Source organism: Staphylococcus sp. HMSC62A08 (genome assembly GCF_001839105.1).
GTDB classification, from domain to species: Bacteria; Bacillota; Bacilli; order Staphylococcales; family Staphylococcaceae; genus Staphylococcus; species Staphylococcus caprae.
Window position 1 is genome coordinate 690,631 of the sequence record NZ_KV840039.1, and the last position, 19,650, is coordinate 710,280.

The 19,650-nt window shown below is 29.8% G+C and carries 27 protein-coding genes and 2 pseudogenes; 8 read left to right on the forward strand and 21 right to left on the reverse strand.

What is annotated here, in order from left to right:
* Positions 1-38 precede the first annotated feature (38 nt).
* Together HMPREF3264_RS09225 and HMPREF3264_RS09230 are read right to left on the reverse strand one after the other, a co-directional pair.
* Entirely contained in the window at positions 39-272 is a 234-nt protein-coding gene (locus tag HMPREF3264_RS09225) for a hypothetical protein (protein WP_070873121.1), read from the reverse strand.
* A 141-nt stretch (positions 273-413) separates the two neighbouring features.
* On the reverse strand, positions 414-1,019 hold the full coding sequence (locus tag HMPREF3264_RS09230; protein ID WP_070873123.1) for a GNAT family N-acetyltransferase: 606 nt from the start codon (positions 1,017-1,019) through the stop codon (positions 414-416).
* Positions 1,020-1,199: 180 nt separating this feature from the next.
* Here HMPREF3264_RS09230 and HMPREF3264_RS09235 point away from each other — a divergent pair, with 180 nt between their 5' ends.
* From HMPREF3264_RS09235 to HMPREF3264_RS09250, 4 genes are all read left to right on the forward strand, one after another.
* Positions 1,200-1,946 carry a poly-gamma-glutamate hydrolase family protein gene (locus tag HMPREF3264_RS09235; RefSeq protein ID WP_070873125.1) on the forward strand — a complete coding sequence of 249 codons (747 nt, stop codon included), beginning with the start codon at positions 1,200-1,202 and terminating at the stop codon, positions 1,944-1,946.
* Between the two features lie 118 nt (positions 1,947-2,064).
* Positions 2,065-2,349: a hypothetical protein gene (locus HMPREF3264_RS09240; protein WP_070873127.1), complete on the forward strand. Its 285-nt coding sequence runs from the start codon at positions 2,065-2,067 to the stop codon at positions 2,347-2,349.
* A gap of 28 nt (positions 2,350-2,377) precedes the next feature.
* Positions 2,378-2,596 (forward strand): hypothetical protein, encoded by a 219-nt coding sequence (locus tag HMPREF3264_RS09245; RefSeq protein ID WP_002441617.1) that lies wholly within the window; start codon positions 2,378-2,380, stop codon positions 2,594-2,596.
* Between the two features lie 301 nt (positions 2,597-2,897).
* Positions 2,898-3,224, forward strand: coding sequence for a hypothetical protein (locus HMPREF3264_RS09250; RefSeq protein ID WP_070873129.1), 327 nt, complete (start codon positions 2,898-2,900; stop codon positions 3,222-3,224).
* A 205-nt stretch (positions 3,225-3,429) separates the two neighbouring features.
* Here HMPREF3264_RS09250 and HMPREF3264_RS09255 read toward each other — a convergent pair whose 3' ends face one another.
* Entirely contained in the window at positions 3,430-4,164 is a 735-nt protein-coding gene (locus HMPREF3264_RS09255; RefSeq protein WP_070873131.1) for an SGNH/GDSL hydrolase family protein, read from the reverse strand.
* 125 nt (positions 4,165-4,289) lie between these two features.
* Positions 4,290-4,490: a cold-shock protein gene (locus HMPREF3264_RS09260; RefSeq protein ID WP_037541206.1), complete on the reverse strand. Its 201-nt coding sequence runs from the start codon at positions 4,488-4,490 to the stop codon at positions 4,290-4,292.
* Between the two features lie 265 nt (positions 4,491-4,755).
* Between HMPREF3264_RS09260 and HMPREF3264_RS12645 the strand changes: the two genes are divergently transcribed.
* From HMPREF3264_RS12645 to HMPREF3264_RS09265, 3 genes are all read left to right on the forward strand, one after another.
* Positions 4,756-4,866, forward strand: coding sequence for an excalibur calcium-binding domain-containing protein (locus tag HMPREF3264_RS12645; protein ID WP_141764470.1), 111 nt, complete (start codon positions 4,756-4,758; stop codon positions 4,864-4,866).
* A 464-nt stretch (positions 4,867-5,330) separates the two neighbouring features.
* Complete coding sequence (locus HMPREF3264_RS13145; protein WP_141764482.1) at positions 5,331-5,399, forward strand: epsilon family phenol-soluble modulin; 69 nt, start codon at positions 5,331-5,333, stop codon at positions 5,397-5,399.
* Positions 5,400-5,560: 161 nt separating this feature from the next.
* Complete coding sequence (locus tag HMPREF3264_RS09265) at positions 5,561-6,109, forward strand: hypothetical protein (protein WP_070873133.1); 549 nt, start codon at positions 5,561-5,563, stop codon at positions 6,107-6,109.
* Between the two features lie 107 nt (positions 6,110-6,216).
* On the opposite strand, the gene HMPREF3264_RS13150 is transcribed toward HMPREF3264_RS09265, so the two are convergent.
* Complete coding sequence (locus HMPREF3264_RS13150) at positions 6,217-7,146, reverse strand: thermonuclease family protein (protein WP_083327801.1); 930 nt, start codon at positions 7,144-7,146, stop codon at positions 6,217-6,219.
* Positions 7,147-7,297: 151 nt separating this feature from the next.
* Between HMPREF3264_RS13150 and HMPREF3264_RS09275 the strand changes: the two genes are divergently transcribed.
* Entirely contained in the window at positions 7,298-7,888 is a 591-nt protein-coding gene (locus HMPREF3264_RS09275) for a hypothetical protein (RefSeq protein ID WP_070873135.1), read from the forward strand.
* Positions 7,889-8,157: 269 nt separating this feature from the next.
* On the opposite strand, the gene HMPREF3264_RS09280 is transcribed toward HMPREF3264_RS09275, so the two are convergent.
* The 16 genes and pseudogenes from HMPREF3264_RS09280 to tscT all read right to left on the reverse strand — a co-directional run bounded on the left by HMPREF3264_RS09280 (position 8,158) and on the right by tscT (position 19,618).
* On the reverse strand, positions 8,158-8,412 hold the full coding sequence (locus tag HMPREF3264_RS09280; RefSeq protein WP_070873137.1) for a hypothetical protein: 255 nt from the start codon (positions 8,410-8,412) through the stop codon (positions 8,158-8,160).
* Between the two features lie 152 nt (positions 8,413-8,564).
* Positions 8,565-8,966, reverse strand: coding sequence for a DUF6941 family protein (locus HMPREF3264_RS09285; RefSeq protein WP_070873140.1), 402 nt, complete (start codon positions 8,964-8,966; stop codon positions 8,565-8,567).
* Between the two features lie 295 nt (positions 8,967-9,261).
* Positions 9,262-9,588, reverse strand: a pseudogene (locus HMPREF3264_RS12455) (terminase small subunit); the annotation flags it as partial.
* Positions 9,589-9,735: 147 nt separating this feature from the next.
* A complete protein-coding gene (locus tag HMPREF3264_RS12815) occupies positions 9,736-9,894 on the reverse strand; it encodes a hypothetical protein (RefSeq protein WP_172605850.1) in 159 nt (52 codons plus the stop codon).
* A 237-nt stretch (positions 9,895-10,131) separates the two neighbouring features.
* Complete coding sequence (locus HMPREF3264_RS09290; RefSeq protein ID WP_070873142.1) at positions 10,132-10,548, reverse strand: hypothetical protein; 417 nt, start codon at positions 10,546-10,548, stop codon at positions 10,132-10,134.
* 229 nt (positions 10,549-10,777) lie between these two features.
* Positions 10,778-11,140: a hypothetical protein gene (locus HMPREF3264_RS09295; protein WP_070873143.1), complete on the reverse strand. Its 363-nt coding sequence runs from the start codon at positions 11,138-11,140 to the stop codon at positions 10,778-10,780.
* Between the two features lie 1,015 nt (positions 11,141-12,155).
* Positions 12,156-12,725, reverse strand: a complete 570-nt coding sequence (locus tag HMPREF3264_RS09300; protein WP_070873145.1) for a terminase small subunit — start codon at positions 12,723-12,725, stop codon at positions 12,156-12,158.
* A gap of 1 nt (position 12,726) precedes the next feature.
* The gene (locus tag HMPREF3264_RS09305; protein WP_070873147.1) at positions 12,727-13,068 is read right to left on the reverse strand and encodes an RNA polymerase subunit sigma-70; all 342 of its coding nucleotides are present in this window, start codon (positions 13,066-13,068) and stop codon (positions 12,727-12,729) included.
* Entirely contained in the window at positions 13,065-13,514 is a 450-nt protein-coding gene (locus tag HMPREF3264_RS09310) for a pathogenicity island protein (RefSeq protein ID WP_070873149.1), read from the reverse strand. Before HMPREF3264_RS09310 ends, HMPREF3264_RS09305 begins: the two co-directional genes overlap by 4 nt.
* A gap of 54 nt (positions 13,515-13,568) precedes the next feature.
* Complete coding sequence (locus tag HMPREF3264_RS09315) at positions 13,569-13,778, reverse strand: hypothetical protein (protein WP_070873151.1); 210 nt, start codon at positions 13,776-13,778, stop codon at positions 13,569-13,571.
* Positions 13,778-14,363 (reverse strand): annotated as a pseudogene (locus HMPREF3264_RS09320) (pathogenicity island protein). The gene HMPREF3264_RS09315 and the pseudogene HMPREF3264_RS09320 overlap by 1 nt, the downstream one beginning before the upstream one ends.
* An 81-nt stretch (positions 14,364-14,444) precedes the next feature.
* Positions 14,445-14,777, reverse strand: coding sequence for a hypothetical protein (locus HMPREF3264_RS09325; protein WP_002476284.1), 333 nt, complete (start codon positions 14,775-14,777; stop codon positions 14,445-14,447).
* Positions 14,778-15,142: 365 nt separating this feature from the next.
* Positions 15,143-15,787, reverse strand: coding sequence for a pathogenicity island protein (locus HMPREF3264_RS09330; protein ID WP_070873153.1), 645 nt, complete (start codon positions 15,785-15,787; stop codon positions 15,143-15,145).
* A 1-nt stretch (position 15,788) separates the two neighbouring features.
* Positions 15,789-16,310 carry a hypothetical protein gene (locus HMPREF3264_RS09335; protein ID WP_037548445.1) on the reverse strand — a complete coding sequence of 174 codons (522 nt, stop codon included), beginning with the start codon at positions 16,308-16,310 and terminating at the stop codon, positions 15,789-15,791.
* A gap of 320 nt (positions 16,311-16,630) precedes the next feature.
* Complete coding sequence (locus tag HMPREF3264_RS12995) at positions 16,631-19,222, reverse strand: phage NrS-1 polymerase family protein (RefSeq protein ID WP_256323975.1); 2,592 nt, start codon at positions 19,220-19,222, stop codon at positions 16,631-16,633.
* Positions 19,223-19,318: 96 nt separating this feature from the next.
* Entirely contained in the window at positions 19,319-19,618 is a 300-nt protein-coding gene (tscT, locus tag HMPREF3264_RS09350; protein ID WP_070873278.1) for a type II toxin-antitoxin system toxin TscT, read from the reverse strand.
* Positions 19,619-19,650: the final 32 nt, after the last annotated feature.

A 19,650-nucleotide genomic window follows, 5' to 3' on the forward strand; every position in this document is an offset into this window, starting at 1 on the left:
TTCCTAGCTATTATGATTGGAGGGTTATTTTTAGTCAGTTAGACTTCTTTAAAATAATTAACAAACTGCTCGTTTCTATCTAGTACATCTAAATATGAAATTGAGCTAAAAGGAATAATACGTGTGCAATTCTTGAGCGGATAAATAATGATTTCGTTTTCGTAATCGACATGAATGTCATTCTCCAAGACGATTTTCTTATTTCCTATGACCACTGCTACAGCTTTAAAGCTATCATCGTTTAAATATCTTCTTAATATTTCCTTATTCATAACAACATCACATCCCTTTATTTTAAAATAGCATATTATTGTTAAGGGAGTGTGAAAACATTTCAAGTATTTATTAAAATTATTATATAATTTCGAGTGTGTAGTTATAAAATGACAAATTTGTCGTTTATGATTATCAAATTAAATATTCTTTCTCATTTGATAAAGGTAAAATGGTGATTTATTGATTTCTCCTACTATAGAGAATCCAAATTTCTTATATAGATTTAATGCTTTGTCATTATCTTTAACTACTGTTAATGATAATTTATTAAAGCCTTCTTTTTGGGCCTTTTTCTCGGCAAAATTAAGCAAACGTGTTCCTACACCTTTACCTCGCGCTTCAGGTAACGTCGCTAACATACTAATATGGAATTCATCTTTATTACCTTCGTCCATTGTAATTAAAGAATATAATTTTTTAGGGTTTGAGAAAATAATTTTCAAAGCTTTTAATTTTTTCATTTTTAATATTTCTAAAACAGTCTTAACCATAGATTTTTCTATTTTAACTAGCGATGCACACGTGATTGCTCCTAAAACTCTGTCGTCTTCTTTAGCTACATAAGAAATATCATGGCTAAATCGATTACCTCTTTTTTTCCATAATTTCTGTAACTGACAATTAATTCGATTTTTAGATGTTTCACCTAAAATGACTTTTGCCATTTCATCAATTGCAAAATGAGTTAACTTGCCACCTTTTTTGTTACTTGGATGTGCTGGAACTACTTGAATATTAACCAAAATTTCGCCTCCGTAAAATAATTTTAAAATTAAAAATACATGTATTTAACATTAATTGTATACCCTATTATAGTAAGTTCAATTATTTTAAAATTTTAAATAAAAGTTAAAATACTTGTTAATTAGATAAAATCATTGTTATCATTTATGAGTTATAATTTTGAAATTAAAGGAGACATAATGAAAGATAAAGGGAGTCTATATTCAAAACTATACTATATATTCATAGCTATAATTATTATCGCCATTATCTTAGTGGTTATGATTTTTTATAATACAAGAAAATCACCATCAAAACCGGCTAGTGATCGTTACAGTGATTTTAATGAACTTAAAAAGCATACGACTAAAAATAAAGATTGGAAAGTTGTTACAAAGCATCGAAAAGATAAGCGTATTCTAGTGTCAGCCATTCACGGTGGCGGAATTGAACCTGGGACAACTGAGTTAGCAAGACGTATCTCAAATGTTGGAAAATATAATTTCTATTCTTTTGAAGGCCTACGCACTAATAATAATGATCAGCTGCATATCACTTCTACAAATTACGATGAACCAAAATTAATTGAAATGTTAGATAAAACTAAAGAAACAATTTCTATACATGGATTTTCTGGCGATGATCCTATCGTCTATATTGGTGGTAAAGACAGAGACATGGCGAAGTCTATTGCAAAAGAATTACGTAAAAAAGGGTTTACTGCAAAGGAAAGTCCTAAGGAAATTGACGCTCAATCGTCAGATAATTTCGTAAACATGAATGATACTGATTCAGGTGTTCAACTAGAATTAACTACTGCTTTGAGACAAGAATTCTTTAAACATCAGAAATTAGACAAAACAACACGTGGTAATCCTAAAAAATACACTAAAACATTCTATAAATTTGCGAATGCTGTTCAAAAAGGCATAAAAAATGCGAATTAAATTTAAAATAGCCTTCACATTCATTTAAAATCCCAAAAAATATTATCCAATTTTAGCGTTTTTCTAAGCGTTCATCTAGGGTATATAGACATAGGTAATATGTGTGGAGGGATAATACATGGACGAACTTACGAAAGAACAAAAATCTACAATTGCAAAGTTTTATAAACTATATATGGAAAGATCCAACGAAGGAATATCAGAAGAATTAGCTAACGATTTTAAAGATTCCGTAACAGCTCAAGATGATTACTTTTGCGACCGTGAGTATGATGATTTTATCTATAATTGCAAAGTACTCATTCAAGAAGGTTATCTAGAGGGAGATATAGATGAAAGTAAAATCTATAATATCAAAGTAACCACTAAAGCTTTTACTGAAATTGAAAAAAGTTTTGGTTAAATTATTAATTTTAGTTAGGTGACATAATATGAACGACTGGAAAATAAATAATTATTCAAATCGAAAATTTCTTATTCAAAAAAATGATAATGATATTTCAATAGTCGAACCTATAGATAATGGGTCGTTTAAAATACTTGCTGAATTCAACTTATCTAATGAAAATCATGTAAATACTTATGATGATAATTTATATATTTCAGTCAAAAATGAAAATGAAGAAATAAGTATTTTCGATAAAAAATAGAAAACTTAAGCTGCGTACTAAAAATGCGTACATTTTCAAAAAATTGTCAATTTGTGTTAACAAAAAAGTAACATTAATTATATTAATTTTAACCAAATTAAATAGCCACAAATATAGTTTTATGGTAATCTGTAAATGTTACACTCTGTGAGTGTTTAACATTACTTCTTGTTGTCGCCTTGCAGACTTTAATTTTCGTCATTATTAAAGTATCTGCATAGGCGATTTTTTGTTTTTAAAAGACTTATGATGCTTATTAGTATAAAATATAGGTGAAATAAGAATATATGAGGAGGATTTTATGAAAAAAGTTGTAATTTTATTATTGAGTAGTTTTTTAATATTAACAGCATGCGGTAATAAAGACACTTCTTCAACTAAGGACGACAAAAAATCTGAATCAACACCTAAAAAAGAAAAAAGTCATAATACTAAAAAATCAGATAAAACAAAGACAGATACCAAGAAACAAAATAGCAACGACACAGTTAAAAATGAAAGCCAAAGTGTAAACAAAAAGAATAATCCTAAATCACAAGATGCTAAAAGAAATTCAGAACGTGTAGATGGTAAAGATGTAAATAAAAACAAAGATAATAGCAGCCCATCTGATAATAATAATAAATAGCTAAGTAATCTTCCAAGCTAATCTCAAAATATTCTAGATACTCAGAGTATCATTCAAACGAAAGTTATCGATATGAAATGTTACAACAATATTCACAAATCATTCATTATTATGAGAAGCAATATTTCAATTATCACAAAAAGGATGTGCGACTGCCAAAGTTAGATTTAAAGTCCAACTTTAACGTGTGCACATCCTCTTTAATTTATAATATCTCATCCAATTGTCTTACTATGATGGGTGTATATAAATAGCGGTACCCTTTTTTAGTTGGGTGAGCATCATCTGCCATCATTTCTTTATCACTTTTAGCTAATCTATTAATTTCCTCATTATTAAATATATCTATAATATGTATATCCCATTTTGTTCTAAGACGATGGAGCTGATTTACTAAATCTCGATAGTTTTCATCGTTTTCTCTAATACAAGTATAAAAAATAATTGGACAACGCCATTTCGCTTGAACATACTTAATTATATATTCTATCGCGCCGATCGTCGTGTTAATATCGAAATCCTCTTGCTCAAACGACGAACTCATCTGACCTATTTCATACTCAAATCTCCCATCATTCGTCGATAACTGACAAACTACTGCATCAATTTTTGTATTCACAAAGTTTAATTTCTTCAGTCTATTCACGTAACTATCAGACTTGTCCCCTGCAAGCGTAGTCCCTGATTTAGCTTCCTTAATCCCCTTTACTTCATATTCAGTTGTTAAATATTCGACAAATGATATCCCCTTCGAAGCTGCACCATATGTAATTGAAGATCCTAAGAAAATAATCTTTTTACCATTAAGATTATCGTCATCCTTTTTCAAGTCAATTTTAGGATTATAGTAATCTTTATTACCATTGATAATATTGAAAATGTTCTTCAAAGACTTCATCAAAGTTGTCATTTCACTCAATATCATTTTCCCTTTTTTCATGCTTGTCTCCTTATATTTATATGTATGTAGAATTAAAGCATCGTATAAATTCTTGAATGTTATTGTAACATGGTTATCATTTTCCAAATAAAAAAGCCCTCCGAAGAGGACTTTGAAAATTGTTATTACATTTTAACAACGTTTGAAGCTTGTTCGCCACGTTCGCCTTCAACGATGTCGAATTCAACGCTTTGACCTTCTTCTAATGATTTATAACCGTCTTCAACGATTGCTGAGAAATGTACGAATACGTCTCCGCCATCTTCTCTTTCGATGAATCCAAAACCTTTTTCTGCATTAAACCATTTAACTGTACCGTTATTCATATAGAATACCTCCGCGTGCTTTTGCACTAAATATTTGTAACAAATCCATTAATCAAAAGAGAATATTCTATAAAAATATTTCAACAATCAACTTCACGTGCTTTATTACTTAACCTCCACTATACGCTTATTTTGAGAAAAGTAAAGCCTTTTTAGTTAATTCTTCAAATTATTTATATTCTTCAAGTTTCTAAAGATAACAATTTATTATCAAACGTATATGAATGTTAATCCAAATGTAAATCATTCTAACGATTCTAATCACTTGCCTAATTATGGTAGTGACACACCTAAACCTGGTGAACATGTAGCGGGTTCTCCTGGCTATAATCCTAAAAAAGACCGTGACAAAGACGGTATATCAGGAGAAAAATAATTAGACCTACAGTTAGGAATTCACAATTATTAAAATATTTATTTTTTTGACATAAAGGAATCATATATTGTAATTAACGCATTTAATGACAAAACCTCCAATTCATACTATATGATAAACACATACTCAATTAATTGGAGGTGTTTCAAATGTTCATCTTTGATTTATTAAAAAAAGGTATAGAATTCTTTAAAGACGTATTCAAATAAGACTGTTCTAGAGTAGTAGCAATACCCTTCTTCAATGAAGGGTATTTTCCACAAATTAATTCCTACTATTCTTATAATATATATTGAATAAATTTGTTATTGTTTTATAATTTTAACAGAAATGAATTACAAATTATTAAATTTTAAGTTAAATTTTACATCTATGAACAATTTTTTACGACTTTTGAAATAATCAACTAAAACATATCCAATGAGAATATACTACAGTTAATAAATACATAGGAGGTGAGTCAAATGTTCATCATCAACTTAATCAAAAAAGCAATCGAATTCTTCAAAAATTTATTCGGCGGTAACAAATAATTGATTACCTTTCCCCTCTTGATAAGAGGGGCTTTTCATGCCTTTTTAAATATTCAAATTTTGAAAATAGAAATTTTACATAAATTTAAAATTAATCGTGTAGATTTTGGGTAAAGTTAATTTATTAACACCAATATTTAAAATATAGGAGCGAACTTTTTATGAAGAAATTATTTACCATCTTATTATCGAGTTTTTTAGTATTAGGAGCATGCAGTCATACTGATAGTTCTGACAAAAAAGAAACTGATAGTAGTAAGAAGTCCGATTCAAAAAAAGATAATAAAAAAGACTCTAAAGGCGATAAAAAAATAAATAACGCAAAAGATAAAATTAAAGATAGTAAATTAGCAAAGAAAAATAAAGATAAAGATTCAAAAAATAAAGACGACAAATCTAAATCTAAGCAACAAAACAACAAGCAAAATCATCCTACTAACAATAATGCATCTCAAGCGAACAACACTACTAAACAATCTCAATACAATAACAACAATGCTAATCAAAACGCAGCCAATAATAATCAAGCTAACACAGCAAATCAACAACAAAATCAAACAAACGGGAAAGCACAAAATAATGTTCAATATCCTCAAGGAGCTGCAAATAAAAATCCGCAACAAAGTAATACACAACAATACTCAAATAATGGATCAAACGTGAATAACAATCAAGGCCAGGCCAATACAAATAACCGAAATGGATATTAAAATGCAAAAGTCATGGTTAGCTATTCATAGCATCCATGACTTTAAATTTGCTTTTATGAAATTATGATTATCCTATAATAATTTTAAGAATCTTATCTGAATGAAAACTATCTGATTTCACACGCAACTCCATTATGATTTCCATCTAACCTTGCGCTGTATGCTGGATGACCTATTGGCACACCCGCAGGATATACTGCTCTAAGTGCTTTACAGTTAGAAAATTGTACGGGTAAACTATTATTGTTGTTGTTTGAATCATTATTGTTATTATTTGAGTGATTATCGGACTGATTATTGTTTTGCTCTTTATTATCCTCTTCAGAATCTTCACTCCATATATTTAACTTCTCAGCTTTAGCCAATGATTCACTCTCTTTCAATTTACTTTCATACGTATCATTAGGAGGAAAAACATACTTTACTCTAGCTAACCCATTTCTAACCAAAGCATTGTTTAACATTTCACCATCCGCATAAACATATGCTAAGCTTCTTCCATATTTATCAGTATGCGGACCTTTATCGAATTCAACTTCTATCTTTTTAGCACTGATTAACTTGTTTGTAGTAAATTCACTTGCTTCAGGACCATATTTTTCTACGGGTTTTCTTGGATCTTTTGTTTCAGGAGTATCTATTAGTAATAACCTGAAAGTAGTTTTCTTACCTTTATAATTAAATTTAACAGTATCACCATCTACAACTTTAATAAGGGTCACTACTTCTCTATGATTACTATTATTATCTTTTTTCTTTTCTTCTGTATTTTTATTATTGCTTTCTGATTTTTTACTACTTTTTACATCGTTCTTCTTACTACTTTGTGTTTGAGTAACTTTATCTTTTTCACTATGGTTTTGCTTTTGTTCTCCATTAGGTCCTATTAATAATATGCTGATTATGAAACAAGTTGTAGCTACAATTATTATTTTTTTGATTTTTTTCTTTCTTATCGCGTAAACAAGAGCCGTTATTAGCAATATAAATGCTACTAAAAATAATGATACTCCAATATTTATTAATATATCTTTCATGTTGCACCTCTAAAGTTGTTATTTTATAATATTTTATAACAAATTTATCGATTAAACTATAAATATTTTAATTTTAAAATTTAAAATTCCGATAGATGCGATTCTTTATAACAATTTTCATGAAAATTATATCAACGAAAGAAGGAATACTATGGCAAGCAAGAAGAAAAATATTTTAGTTTTAATACTCAGTAGCTTACTCATTTTAGGTGCATGTGGCCATGAAAAAGAAAAGAAAGATGAAAGCAAGCACAAGAGTGAAAGTAAAAAAACTCATAAGAAAAACTCTAACAATAATGATAAGAAACAAAAAAGTGAACGTAAAAATAATCAAAATGAAAAAGAGAGTAATAAAAACCAAGAATCTTCGAATTCACAAGAACAGCAAATAAATAAAAATAATAATAGACCTTTAAGCAAAGATGAAATGTCTCAAAGAATTAAAAGTGGCCAAAGTGTAAACGGTATGGTGGATGCGGATGGTGATACATGGTATCAGGCTCCAGGTAATAACGATATGATTGGATATACTAAACCAGATGGCACGCAGTGTACTATTGGAGGTTGTACAACACCTGAAGAACAACATAATGCATCTATAGCACAACAACCTATCGATAATGAACAAAGATATGATTACGATCATAATGGTATTTATAGAATGCCAAGAGAACAAAAAGCACATGAACGTTGGATACAAGACCAAATAGATTGGGCAAATCAACAAAAAAATAAAAAGTAATATAGACCTGAATCTCAAAAATATATAGTTTCACGTTTATAATAATCATTAGTAATCAAAATAACTATTTGACGCATAAAAAACAAGGTCAACCACACGTCAAAGAATTATTTTATTGACACCTTTTTGACACTTGCTTGATTAAAAATCCGTTATATAGAACACTTAAAAGGGTCTAAGATTTTTATGTCTCAGACCCTCTAAAAATTTATCCCCTGTCCTATTTGACATAGAAACAAAAATAACCATACCAACAAAGGTACAGTTACTCAAAAAAATAATTTTACTATAAGACTTACAAGAGCAATTATTACTCCAGTACCTGAAAGAGTCCATGTGATAATAGATTTTTTATCTTCTTTACTTTCTTTTCTAAAAGTTTCCAGTTGAGAGTTTAAGGCAATTTGTAATTTATCATTAAATCTATTTGGCAAATCATCAATTTTGGAATCTAAAGTTTTAAATTTGTCATCTATTCTTTTTTCGAATTGTTCAAATTCTTTTCTATCCACAAATCCACTCATAATGGCCACCTCTTCATAAGTAGAAGTTGAATTCGGACTAAATTCGTAACTACCACTTGCCCTTTTTAATTGTTTTGAATCAATAGTTGTTCTTTCTTCCTTGTTTTGTTATTTTATCTGTTCTTTTTTACTAACCTTTTTATTCACCATAATTACGACACCAAATTAACATTAAAATTAGATTGAGCTTCGGAGTTATCTATAGACAATTTGATAGTATAAAGCCCTTCTTTTTGAAATTTAAAATTATTGAAATTTGCATTCGATTCAAACACATTATTAAATTCTTTATCTGGGTTATCTTTAATTAATTTTTGGTGATCAATCTCTACATTGATGTCAAAAATTACTTTTTGCGCTGGATCTATAATTTGAAAATTCAATTTATATTGACCATCGTCCTCTAAATTAATTATCCTAAAAGATACACTAAAAGAAAAGTTGTTTGGTAAAGCTTCTAAGTCAATAAAAGATAAAGGTTTTTGAATAACCAAATCTCCTTGAGGATTATTAAAAACACCCAATGAGTGTACAACCCATGCAATGTTGACCATTTTCTTTTCCCCTTTTAAACATAATTAATTATATAATACACAACTTATTTAAAAAGAAATAGATAGAACATAATAGCGAACATAAAGACACCCAGTGACATGTGCGGATAATTTAAAAGTAAACGGTGCAGTCAGATCCTCAATACTTAACATTAACAAGTCCTCTGTACATAATAAAACATACATACTAAATGAGAGTATGCCAGTGTTGAACACTGTTTCCTTATTATTATACCAAAAAACAGGGCAGCCACTGATATTACCATTTTACTATTCCTCAAATCTACCAATATTATTCTACATGGTCTTTATATACAAAGTTCATTCTTCCAGTATCAGATTTCTTTTCAAATAAACTCTTCTTTACAACCTTTTTTGTTTCTGTTTCATCACCTATAGCTGATTGTGTTAATAGATACAATAACTTTTTAGCAGAAAGAATAATGTCGTCTATGAGGTTATCTTTACGACTTTTAATATAAGCGTCTACCTAAACAGAGTAACCTACTGTCAGTTACGTGGCACTATTAGGGTTATATCCTCCCTTTATAGTACTCTGAGTAACATTTAATGTCTTTATATATTCATTAGCGAAACCCTCTTGTTTCGATGTTGATTTATCCTATTAGATCAATGATTATCTGTATTTATCATGATTAAAATACATGACTTCCCTCCAATTTTTTGTAATCCCTTTAAACTGACTTGCTTGTTGGCGACAACAATGAATATCTTTTAAATAATGATGTGTGTAAGAATAATTAGGATTTCAACTCATACGATTAAGTGTATTTTGTCCTAAATTGATAAAGTCTTTTACACAAATTGAGCAATCAATAATTGCTTTAGCTAGTATTTCCAAATCTCTAAGCTTTACAATTGTAACAGCGTTACTCTGTTCATTTTCATATGCGCTAATATTGTGCACTTTCTGCGCACCCTAAACACTAAAAAACCCACAACCGCAAAGGTTGTGGGTTTCAATATGGAGACGGCGGGAGTTGATAAATAGCATTATTAATGAATTTAAAAATCTTTATGAATGTTGTCATATCAATGTTTTGATTGCCTTAGACGTTGAGTGTAAAATGTTAAAATTGCAAAAACAAGAAAGATTTGTGGCAATACAAAGTTTAAAATTAAGTGCTTATTATTTATTGTTTTTTTATTTGGCATCATTAGTAAATGCCCAAATAACAAGTCCAATAAATACTGTTGCTAGTATAATAGAAGCGATATATGTATTTATCATACTGTATAATGACATAACTATTAATAATATTGAGATAAGTATTTGTATAAATGGAGAATATAAATTTTTGGTCGCTAGTTTTATAATTAGTAACGCTATTGCAATGACAATTATAAATATTACTATTGCAGAGATGTACAGTTTAATATGTTCCATGCCCACACTTCTATAATTCTCATTAAAAAAATGAGAAAGTTTTATTTTGTCGCCATATTCCTTTTGAAAAATCTCCCTAGATTCATTTGCAGGTCTATAAAAAGTTAAGTAACCAAATAATAATATTATAAAATTAAATCCGCAATATTTTATTTCTTCAAGTAAACTACTCATCTTATCTTTCCCCTTTTGCATTAATGATACCAAAGAAATAACAATAACTGTCTAATAATTCAAAACTGTTATTTAATTATTCTTAAGTGTAAAATCTATTGCTTTTGTATCTAACCAATTTCACGAAATAATCCTAATGTATTCTACTTGAAATAACATACATAGTTACACAAAAACACGTCTCGCTGCAACACAGGACGTTTCTCAGCGTTCTTTCTCACTACAAACGTTAGTATAATATCCCTAATTCATCAGATAGACGTAGTAGTATATTGTTTCTTAAATTGTATGCAGTTGATTTACTAATATTAATCATAAGTGCTACACCTGATAAATTTAAATTATCAATATTGTTGAAATAATACCTATCAATCAATCTTTGACTATCTTCATTACTCGTTGCATATACATACTCTATTGCCTCCTTAATTCTCGTTAACTGTTTCAATCGTCTATCTTTCAATGCTTTTTGCTTATCGTACTGTGAGGGGTATACCTTACTATTTCTAATACGTTCTATATCTCTGCTTAAGTGTTTATAATATATAAATTCGCTCTCTAAATAATTAATAGTGGCTTTTCTTAATCTCATTAATCTTAACTCCTATTTTTAACAATTTTGCTAATTTTACGTAAAAAATAAGCGTCAAACCTCATAGGCCTAACGCTATCTATTCGGATAAATAAATATCCTATCATCATTAAGTTTTATAGATGGTACTATGCGCTTATCTACACCGTTCTTAACCAACATTAAATCAAAAGGTAATATTATGCCTACTCTCTCTCTGCTGCATGAAGTCCATTCCATATTACTACCTCTTCATCAATCATTAGATCGGTTTAAGTAATAACAATGTTCTCTTTAATGCTCATAGCCTTACTGAGAAACTTTAATATCGTGATATATAAGAGGATGGCTTAACTATCACATCTAACATAATATACTTTAGTACTGAATAGAATATAAATATAACTATTTTGACACTTGAATATCAAAAAAGACTACCGTATAAGGTAGTCAAAAGAACATGTTATTAAGTCTAATACAAATATACTTTTCATCAAAGGGGAGGATGAATAAGTAAATATATAAATGTTGAAAAGTAACAAGTACGAATAATGTAATTCGTAATCAGTATAATAACACGATACATTAGTTTTGCAAACAAAAAAAGCGCTACGATTTCAAAAAAGAAACCGTAACGCTCATTAAACTAAACAAAATTCAATTACCACACTGAAAAAAAGTTAGAACAACCTAGTAATTATTATACCGAATTTTGTTATCTATTCAACCATAACAATTTATGATTTTACTATTTATAGTGTTTGTATATGGTTCCTTCGTTCTTATAATAAAAAAACAGGGCAGTCGCTAGGACTACCCACGTCTTTATTAATCTTGTTTCTCTACTTTATTTTAATATCATTGATAAGTTATTTAGAATTTGGATATTGTTTACTCAACTTCTCTAAGTATCTTTTTATTCTCCGCATCAACTCGTCCGATATTATCAGTAACTATTAGTGTTATAATTACTAAATTGTACATATCTTGAAAACTAAACTTGTTAGCAAATATTGAAATAATTCAAGTACTTTCATTAATCCTTTGTAGGTATATTGTCTACTAATATAGGTCTATTAGGGTGTTCCTCTCCTACAGAATCAATTAATTGCTGTTGTTCTTCTTCATCGCCAGCCCATTCACCCACATTAGTAAATACTGGTGTGTCATAAGATAGTTCTTTTTTATCAGTAAATAACTTGTGGTACTTACCTAACATATCTCTAGCACGTAAACGGTCACTTGGTTTGATAGGTACTTCTACCAATTCTACATGCTCATTATATACGAGGTTCATTCTGTCGGTGTCTGGGTTCTTTTGAAACTCACCACGTTTAACGACAACCTCTCTCACTTCATTCTCATCACCTACTGCTGCATTACTTAAGATATGAAGTAATTCGTTAGCAGTTAACACGCCCTCATCAATTACCCTCTTACGTTGCTCATCAATATATTTTGCTACCTTCTTATTTTTAAGTAATCTGCTCCCCTGTTCACTTGCAGTATGAGGACTATAACCAGCTTTGATTGCACTTTGCGTTACATTTAACGTTTTTAGGTATTCAGCGACAAACTTCTCTTGTCTAGGATTTAATGTACTCATACTATCCCTCCTTATTTTCTAATTTGTCTAATAAATCTGAGTATATTTGATACACTCTACTTTTCGTAATCATTAATACATCTGCTATTCGTTTTAGTGATTGTCCTTCACATAACATAATAAATAACAGATGTTCCCTACTGGTGCATGTGGCGTATATATATTGATCTAACTCATTAAAAAACGCCTGCTTTCCTACGTCTACAATATTCATACTTTCAACATCTTCATTTAATGTAAAGAAATTATCTATATTGATATTTTCATCATTATATGTAGTATCATGGTTCTCTTTTGAGTAGTCACGTATAAACTGCTTAATAGCCTCTCTGTCGTAACTCATGCCCTTACACTTACTTTCTGTTTATTTGCATGTCTTAGCTTGTATAAGTCACGTTGTAGGCGTTCTATGAGGTCATAATCTATCGTCGAACCATTGGACTGCATATAATACATGATTTCCTTTTGTTCACCTGGTGAATATCGCTTAATAACTTGTTTTAATTGCTGCATATTGCTATTAGATTTCATTTTGAAATACTTTAACTTTTCCTTTTCTTCTATAATAGTAATTGCTAACTTCTCTAAGGGATATGAGATAGTTATAACGCCGTGAACTTCACTAGTAGTCATGTGGGAGATGTTTAAGTGATACATCATCTCTATTTGCATAGTGATAGCCTTAATTTTGGTATTGATAAACTTAGGGTTATATTCCGTTAGCAATGTGTACTCAGATATTTTATTTTCATGATAGATTAGTGGATATTTCACTCTTTTTAGGTTCATGTATGCACCTCACAAATAAAATGAGCCTATCGCTGAGGATAGGCAAGATATTTATTATTTAACTAAGCGATTTTCTTCGGCCATTTTCCTAAAACTTGACTCTCTTTGGGATTTCTGGGCCAATTCATCTTTTTTCTGTTGTCGAATATTTTGGGAGAATTGTTCTTCTACTACATCTAAAACTTTCTGGCATTCATCAGCAGATAATTCTGTTTCCGTTAAAAGATAGTTGCTAACCTTATCTAAATTATATTTTCTAGCCATTATTTATCACCTCTTAGTTGCATTTTCTTTCTTATATCAATGAACGGTAGTTCGTCTCCACTCACATAATTTGTATATATTAGGACTGAAATAGTTTTTAATTTCTACCCTTACTTCCCTATCCTTTTCAAAGCTTTCTTTGTCATAAACTCGAACAAATCTATCAAATTCCATTTCATATGCATCATTTAATGCTGCTATTTCATTTATTATTTTGTTATACTCTTCAATGATTGGCTCAAATTTCGCTAATATGCGTTTTTTGTCTTCTTGATATAAGTAAGGAAGATCTGACTGATGCTTGATTAATTCAATCGCCTTTTTACGTCTAGCCTCATCAAACACTTCTTTTTTAGTTGATAAGCGTTTCTCTAATGCTTTCAGTTTCTTCTCATTACTATCAAATGTAGTATAAAGTTTATCAGCCTCCTCATCTTGTGAGTTTGCAATTAGTTCTTTGTATTTAACTTTATCCTCTTTAATTCGTTGTGTGAGTTCTTGGCGTTCCTTTTCAAGTTTATTGATATTCTCTCTTTGACCTGTCACATATTCATTGTATTCATCAAAGTATTTAGCTGTTTTCAATGATATACCTCGTTTCAGTTATATTTTTAAAATTATTACTCTTGTGCAAACAATCTCAGCAGCACCACGTACTAGATAAACTTAAATCTCAGTTTTCTTTAACGCCTCATATCGCTTTAAACTACCTTCGATATGACGCTTGATACTTCTTAAGGCTAGTTCTTTCTGTTCCTCAGATTTAACCATGAAATAACCTCTTGCATCTTTTTTATAGCTGTATCCGATTGGATAACCATAATCAACTACTAAACTATTAATCGTATTTCTTAACCATCTGTCGTTGTTTCGGTTAAATTCCATATTCAATTGATTAAATATATTTTGCTTAGTGATAATCTCGTGCTTAGTGTTGCGTAATACGTTTAATACTCTAATATGATCGTTCGTTAATTCTTTTTCAATTGTTATTGTCATTGTTTTATCCTCATTTCATCTTTAATGAGGAGGTAATATTTAGGCAATAAGTAAACAACAAATATTTAATCCAGGCTTTTATTAAATATATAGAAGTCATTACTTCTATAACACTATTATACTAAATTTACACCTAAATAACAAACAAATGTTCCTGTTTTTATAGAATTCTAATAACTACTTAACAGCCTATAAACACTATTAAATAAGCTTTAATCAATACTTTCACACTAAATCATAGACTTTCTATTATAGAACAAGCGTTTTTATTCGACCTAATCCAATCTTTCTATAACTAACAAATCTTAACAATTACGATTTACATAAAAAAGCCATGCACCTATTAAAGTGCATGACCTATAAATTTACGCTTTCACTCCATCATAATAAGACTGTTTCAGTTCATTCAGTCGCTTAATCAATGCCTTACTATCATCTTCATTCGCCTTCTCATTCTGGATAAATTCAGTAACGACTTTTAAGCCCTCTACTAATTCTGGTGCAGGTTCATTAATTCCAGTAGCTAATTGATACAATGTCTCCATATTACCTATAACATCTGCATTACTAGATTGAACGCCTTCAAGTTCATCTATATTGAAATCTCTACTTATATAGTCAAACATGTCACTGTTATTGCTTTCAGCAAAGATTTCTAGTCCGTACATGAAATAATCATTATCAAACATGAAACTAGCCATCATATCGTTTATAGTGTCATGTGTGCCATCATGTAAATCATAACCAGCATAATACCCCTCAATGCTCTCTATAAGTTTCTCAGTATGCTTTACTGAGGCAATCTCAAAAGATTTTCTCACTTCACAATCTTTTATCATTACATGTGCATACATCTTACCTTTGCTTATTAGATATACAGTATTAAATGGATCATTATAAATCTTAAATGCAATTGGCATTTTATGACTACTTTCATGTAGTCCAGTGAAATATCTTAATAATGTTGCTGCTCTTGTTTCAAATTCATTTGCTATGATTTCGATGTTCATACTATACACGTTCCTTTCTTCTAATCATCAAGTTTTCGTTATCTTTTCCAATCTTACCGATACTTTCAAATTTATATCTTTCAAAATACTTAGTATTATCATCGCTCTCAGTCCATAAGCAAGCCTCAATATTGAGTTTTGTAGAAATTGCCAATATATCTTTTAATAGCATTTTGCCATGTCCTTTTTTGAGTGAATTTAAATTATCTATTTCAATGATCCAACTAGTATTAAAATGTTGTTTAAATAACGGGTTCGGCTTTCTAATGTTAAATTTTATAATTGCTTTGAAATCTTTAGTAATCAATAATATATCCCTGCCATCACAATAGAGATAGTATTTCTTGGTTAGTTGAATGACTTCCTGTATAAAAGTTTGATGTATTCCAGTTGGGTTTGTTAAAAGACTTATAATCAAACCTTTAGCCATGTTTTCTTGTTCTTTCTTCACATGCTGCTGAAATTTATTGTTATTTATAAACAATTTAAATTGTTGGTGTCCTATTTCTGTAATTGTAGGCATTTTTTACCTCAGCCTTTCATATATATTATTAAGTGTTGGAACTAATTCCAATCAGAATTTAAACAATTGGAACTCGTTCACCGCTACTATCACAAGGGGTTTACCGTATAGTTCCATAATTCCATATTTTTTTATTAATAGAGCTATCTTTTTTAATTAATACTAAAACTAAGTATGATTAGTAAAATTAAAATAATATTAGGTGTTTAAATATTTTTATGGAACTTATGGAACTATATAGGTAAAACCGTTGATATAACAACATTCAATGAGTTCCTTAATTGTATAAATTACTTGGTACTCATTCAGAACCAATGGAACTAATCTAAAATTCTATATTCTGCTTCTTTACTATAATTTGTGAAGTCAAAACCTAATTCATTTATAATTTCTTTATTGATAGCGTACCCTCTCGGCTTTCTACCTTCATGACTAATTCTTTTTGTATACGTGTTTTTATCTGTAATTAAATAACCGCGTTCGTCCCATTGTTTTACAGTGGTATTTAATTCATTTCCTAATAGTTGTTTAACTGTCTCACCTAATACACATAGGAAATCGTTTTTGTGTATGGCTTTAATGTCACCTTTAAATACTTTAGTGTATCCTTCACCTTCAATATTATTCCTGTTAGCGTCTAAATATTGTAATAAATTTCCTAATAGCTGTAATGGTTTATCAACGTTCCCGTTGTTTCTTAACATACTGGTATGCGCTTGATTAGTAATCACATAAGGATCATGCTCAAAGCCTTCAATATCATTTAGTATTTCACCAGCCACTCTAAGTAATGCAAAACTACGTGCTACCCTTTGCATTACTTCATTATTATGTGCTTTCTCAACGAAATACCTTAGCGCACTTTTAAATGATTTCTTGTAATCTTCTTTTTTGCTTTCGTACTGCTTAATAAATAATTTTCCTAAAAGCCCATGATTTTCTTCCATTGCGTCTGCTATATCACTAAAGGTTAGTTTATCCATATTGGGAAATGGTTCATCTTGTAAAGTAATCACTCGACCAGCTAAGCCACCTTTTTCTGATAAATCGGGTATAGATACCTCACCACTTGAAAGCATAATATTATGCCATGTTTCTGCATAATCTAATCCACGATTTGAATTAGCTCTTCCTTTTGATTCGCCACCTGAAAACTGATAAACAATATATGGTAATTTATTGATATTATTAATTTTCCTTGTGTCGTCTTTAATAATTGGGAATGTATTCAAAAATGCTGCCATTCGTTCAATACTCACATTAGTAGTATTCCACTCAGTTATTAATCTGTCTGTCCCCCAAACGCTTGCACATATCAATAACGTGAATGTTTTACCACTTGAAGTACGCCCTGATATTTCACTTACAAAAGGATCAACTTTAAAATCCTTCAATAAGATAGAGCCTAGCGAACTATATAACATCATCATCACCATAGGTTTGGCCTTAATTGGATTAAATACGCCGTTTATATAGCCTTCAATCGTTCCTTTAGTTTCAAAGGCTTTAATCAAAGATTGATAACCTTTATCAGAATTAAACAACTGGTGTTTATTATTTTCTTGATCTTCTTCATAAGGTGATATAAAAGCGTTCCCTATATAACCTAAACGTGTGGCTATATTAATAACGGGTTTATTATTAATTCTCATAAACATTGCCAAATATTCTACTAATTCAGTACGATTAGAAGTTGTCACGTCAAAACCTTTGCTTGCTAAATTTATTATGTGCTGAGCATCAACGATTTCACGTGCAGTAACTTTTAATTCATAGGGCAATTTATTTTGTGTAAAGGATAATTGATAATAAAATTCACCAGTTTCAACATCTTTAAATTTATGTTTAATAAATGGTGGTGTAGATGTTAGTAGTTTAGGTACAACTTGCTTATTATCTCCTTTTCCTTTTTCTACAAGTTTATAAAGCCAATTGTTATCACCAATCACATAGTTATCAGGTATTTTCTCTTCTTCATTAATTTTCACATCAAAACCATCAAACTTTTTAACTTTATAAACTTCTTTTTGATTATTTATAGCCTTATCAAGTTCCAATTGTCCCCATGATGTATTTCCACGCTTACTATCCCATTTATCAGTTAAATTATTATAGTTTAAAAATATACGTTCCATTTGCTGCTTATCTTTATTAGTGTAAAATGCTAAGTAATGTAATAAGCTTTGCACTGCTTCACTAGGGCTAGCAAAATGTTTTTCGAAGTTACCTTCCAATAAGTCGCTAATCTTATCCTTTTGTTTAGATTTCAGCATAAGATTTATAACTTCTTCATCTGACAACTCGCTTTTATGGTTAGGATCATAAGTTAAAGTAGTTTCAAAATTTTGTTCTTCTTTGAAGAATCGTTCTACTAAATTATTTAATATTTCTTGTTCATCACAAATTTCAGATTGTCCGATTGATTCACCTGTGACTGTCATAAACCTAGCATTATCATACAATTCTATATCCAAATCAGAACGCTTTTTCTTACGTTGTTCAGGTAATTCTCCTTTAAAAAAGCAATGTAACCCAGTACCACTAGGCGACATTTCACAGTAGGTAAGTTCTGTCATTTCTAGCGCTAAATCTGAATTGATTTGACCGTTCTCATCAATAGCATTATCTATATCAAGCACGATGTACTTATCATTGTCGCTTAACACAAATCCAATTCCTTGATATAAATCATTATTTTCCAAAATTTTATGAACAAAATCAAAACTAGACCAATCGGCACTATTAGTCGAACTAGCTTTGTAACCTCCACTTTTATAAGGCACTTTTTCATATTGTTGTCGCTTATCATTCCATTCAGCACGCCATAATACCCATTTAGGCAATTCTTTTAATTCTTCGGGTATTTCTAGCGTATTTACTTCAATTATCTTGTCTTTTTCTTTAATTGCCATTTAATTCCTCCCAAATACTTCTAAAACAAAACATGAAATGGTAAAATAAAAATGTGGTAAATAAACCATTCCATGCTTGTTTAGTTGTATATTATGCTATGCGTTATCTTTACTTTGGTCGGTGGAAGATGACGCTTTTTCTATTTCACGGATTTTCTTCATAATGTCATCAAAATCTTTCATATACATAAGCATTAAATCAATAACCTGTGTGTTTTTGATACGATGCTCGTGATATTTCCAGCCATGTGTATATATTTCTTTTTTAGTTAACATATGATTAGGTTCATGTGTGAAATACTCATCATCAAACCAAACAAAAGATGTTACGACATCATTAATTTTCTCTTGTACTACTTCTAATTCATCAAATAAATTTCTTAAATCCCACTCCATCATTGCTTAACTCCTTAACTAATTTTTTATTA

Bases quoted from the DNA above. Each gene is read 5' to 3' on its own strand.
- HMPREF3264_RS09240 (WP_070873127.1), top strand. From the start codon at position 2,065: ATGGACGAACTTACGAAAGAACAAAAATCTACAATTGCAAAGTTTTAT.
- HMPREF3264_RS09325 (WP_002476284.1), bottom strand. From the start codon at position 14,777: ATGACAATAACAATTGAAAAAGAATTAACGAACGATCATATTAGAGTA.
- HMPREF3264_RS09275 (WP_070873135.1), top strand. From the start codon at position 7,298: ATGGCAAGCAAGAAGAAAAATATTTTAGTTTTAATACTCAGTAGCTTA.
- HMPREF3264_RS13150 (WP_083327801.1), bottom strand. From the start codon at position 7,146: ATGAAAGATATATTAATAAATATTGGAGTATCATTATTTTTAGTAGCA.
- HMPREF3264_RS09245 (WP_002441617.1), top strand. From the start codon at position 2,378: ATGAACGACTGGAAAATAAATAATTATTCAAATCGAAAATTTCTTATT.
- HMPREF3264_RS09280 (WP_070873137.1), bottom strand. From the start codon at position 8,412: ATGAGTGGATTTGTGGATAGAAAAGAATTTGAACAATTCGAAAAAAGA.
- tscT (WP_070873278.1), bottom strand. From the start codon at position 19,618: ATGGAGTGGGATTTAAGAAATTTATTTGATGAATTAGAAGTAGTACAA.
- HMPREF3264_RS09335 (WP_037548445.1), bottom strand. From the start codon at position 16,310: ATGCCTACAATTACAGAAATAGGACACCAACAATTTAAATTGTTTATA.
- HMPREF3264_RS09260 (WP_037541206.1), bottom strand. From the start codon at position 4,490: ATGAATAACGGTACAGTTAAATGGTTTAATGCAGAAAAAGGTTTTGGA.
- HMPREF3264_RS09330 (WP_070873153.1), bottom strand. From the start codon at position 15,787: ATGAACATCGAAATCATAGCAAATGAATTTGAAACAAGAGCAGCAACA.
- HMPREF3264_RS09265 (WP_070873133.1), top strand. From the start codon at position 5,561: ATGAAGAAATTATTTACCATCTTATTATCGAGTTTTTTAGTATTAGGA.
- HMPREF3264_RS09315 (WP_070873151.1), bottom strand. From the start codon at position 13,778: ATGGCTAGAAAATATAATTTAGATAAGGTTAGCAACTATCTTTTAACG.
- HMPREF3264_RS09305 (WP_070873147.1), bottom strand. From the start codon at position 13,068: ATGAGTTACGACAGAGAGGCTATTAAGCAGTTTATACGTGACTACTCA.
- HMPREF3264_RS09295 (WP_070873143.1), bottom strand. From the start codon at position 11,140: ATGAGATTAAGAAAAGCCACTATTAATTATTTAGAGAGCGAATTTATA.
- HMPREF3264_RS09225 (WP_070873121.1), bottom strand. From the start codon at position 272: ATGAATAAGGAAATATTAAGAAGATATTTAAACGATGATAGCTTTAAA.
- HMPREF3264_RS09235 (WP_070873125.1), top strand. From the start codon at position 1,200: ATGAAAGATAAAGGGAGTCTATATTCAAAACTATACTATATATTCATA.
- HMPREF3264_RS09250 (WP_070873129.1), top strand. From the start codon at position 2,898: ATGAAAAAAGTTGTAATTTTATTATTGAGTAGTTTTTTAATATTAACA.
- HMPREF3264_RS09290 (WP_070873142.1), bottom strand. From the start codon at position 10,548: ATGAGTAGTTTACTTGAAGAAATAAAATATTGCGGATTTAATTTTATA.
- HMPREF3264_RS09300 (WP_070873145.1), bottom strand. From the start codon at position 12,725: ATGAGTACATTAAATCCTAGACAAGAGAAGTTTGTCGCTGAATACCTA.
- HMPREF3264_RS09310 (WP_070873149.1), bottom strand. From the start codon at position 13,514: ATGAACCTAAAAAGAGTGAAATATCCACTAATCTATCATGAAAATAAA.
- HMPREF3264_RS09285 (WP_070873140.1), bottom strand. From the start codon at position 8,966: ATGGTCAACATTGCATGGGTTGTACACTCATTGGGTGTTTTTAATAAT.
- HMPREF3264_RS12995 (WP_256323975.1), bottom strand. From the start codon at position 19,222: ATGGCAATTAAAGAAAAAGACAAGATAATTGAAGTAAATACGCTAGAA.
- HMPREF3264_RS09255 (WP_070873131.1), bottom strand. From the start codon at position 4,164: ATGAAAAAAGGGAAAATGATATTGAGTGAAATGACAACTTTGATGAAG.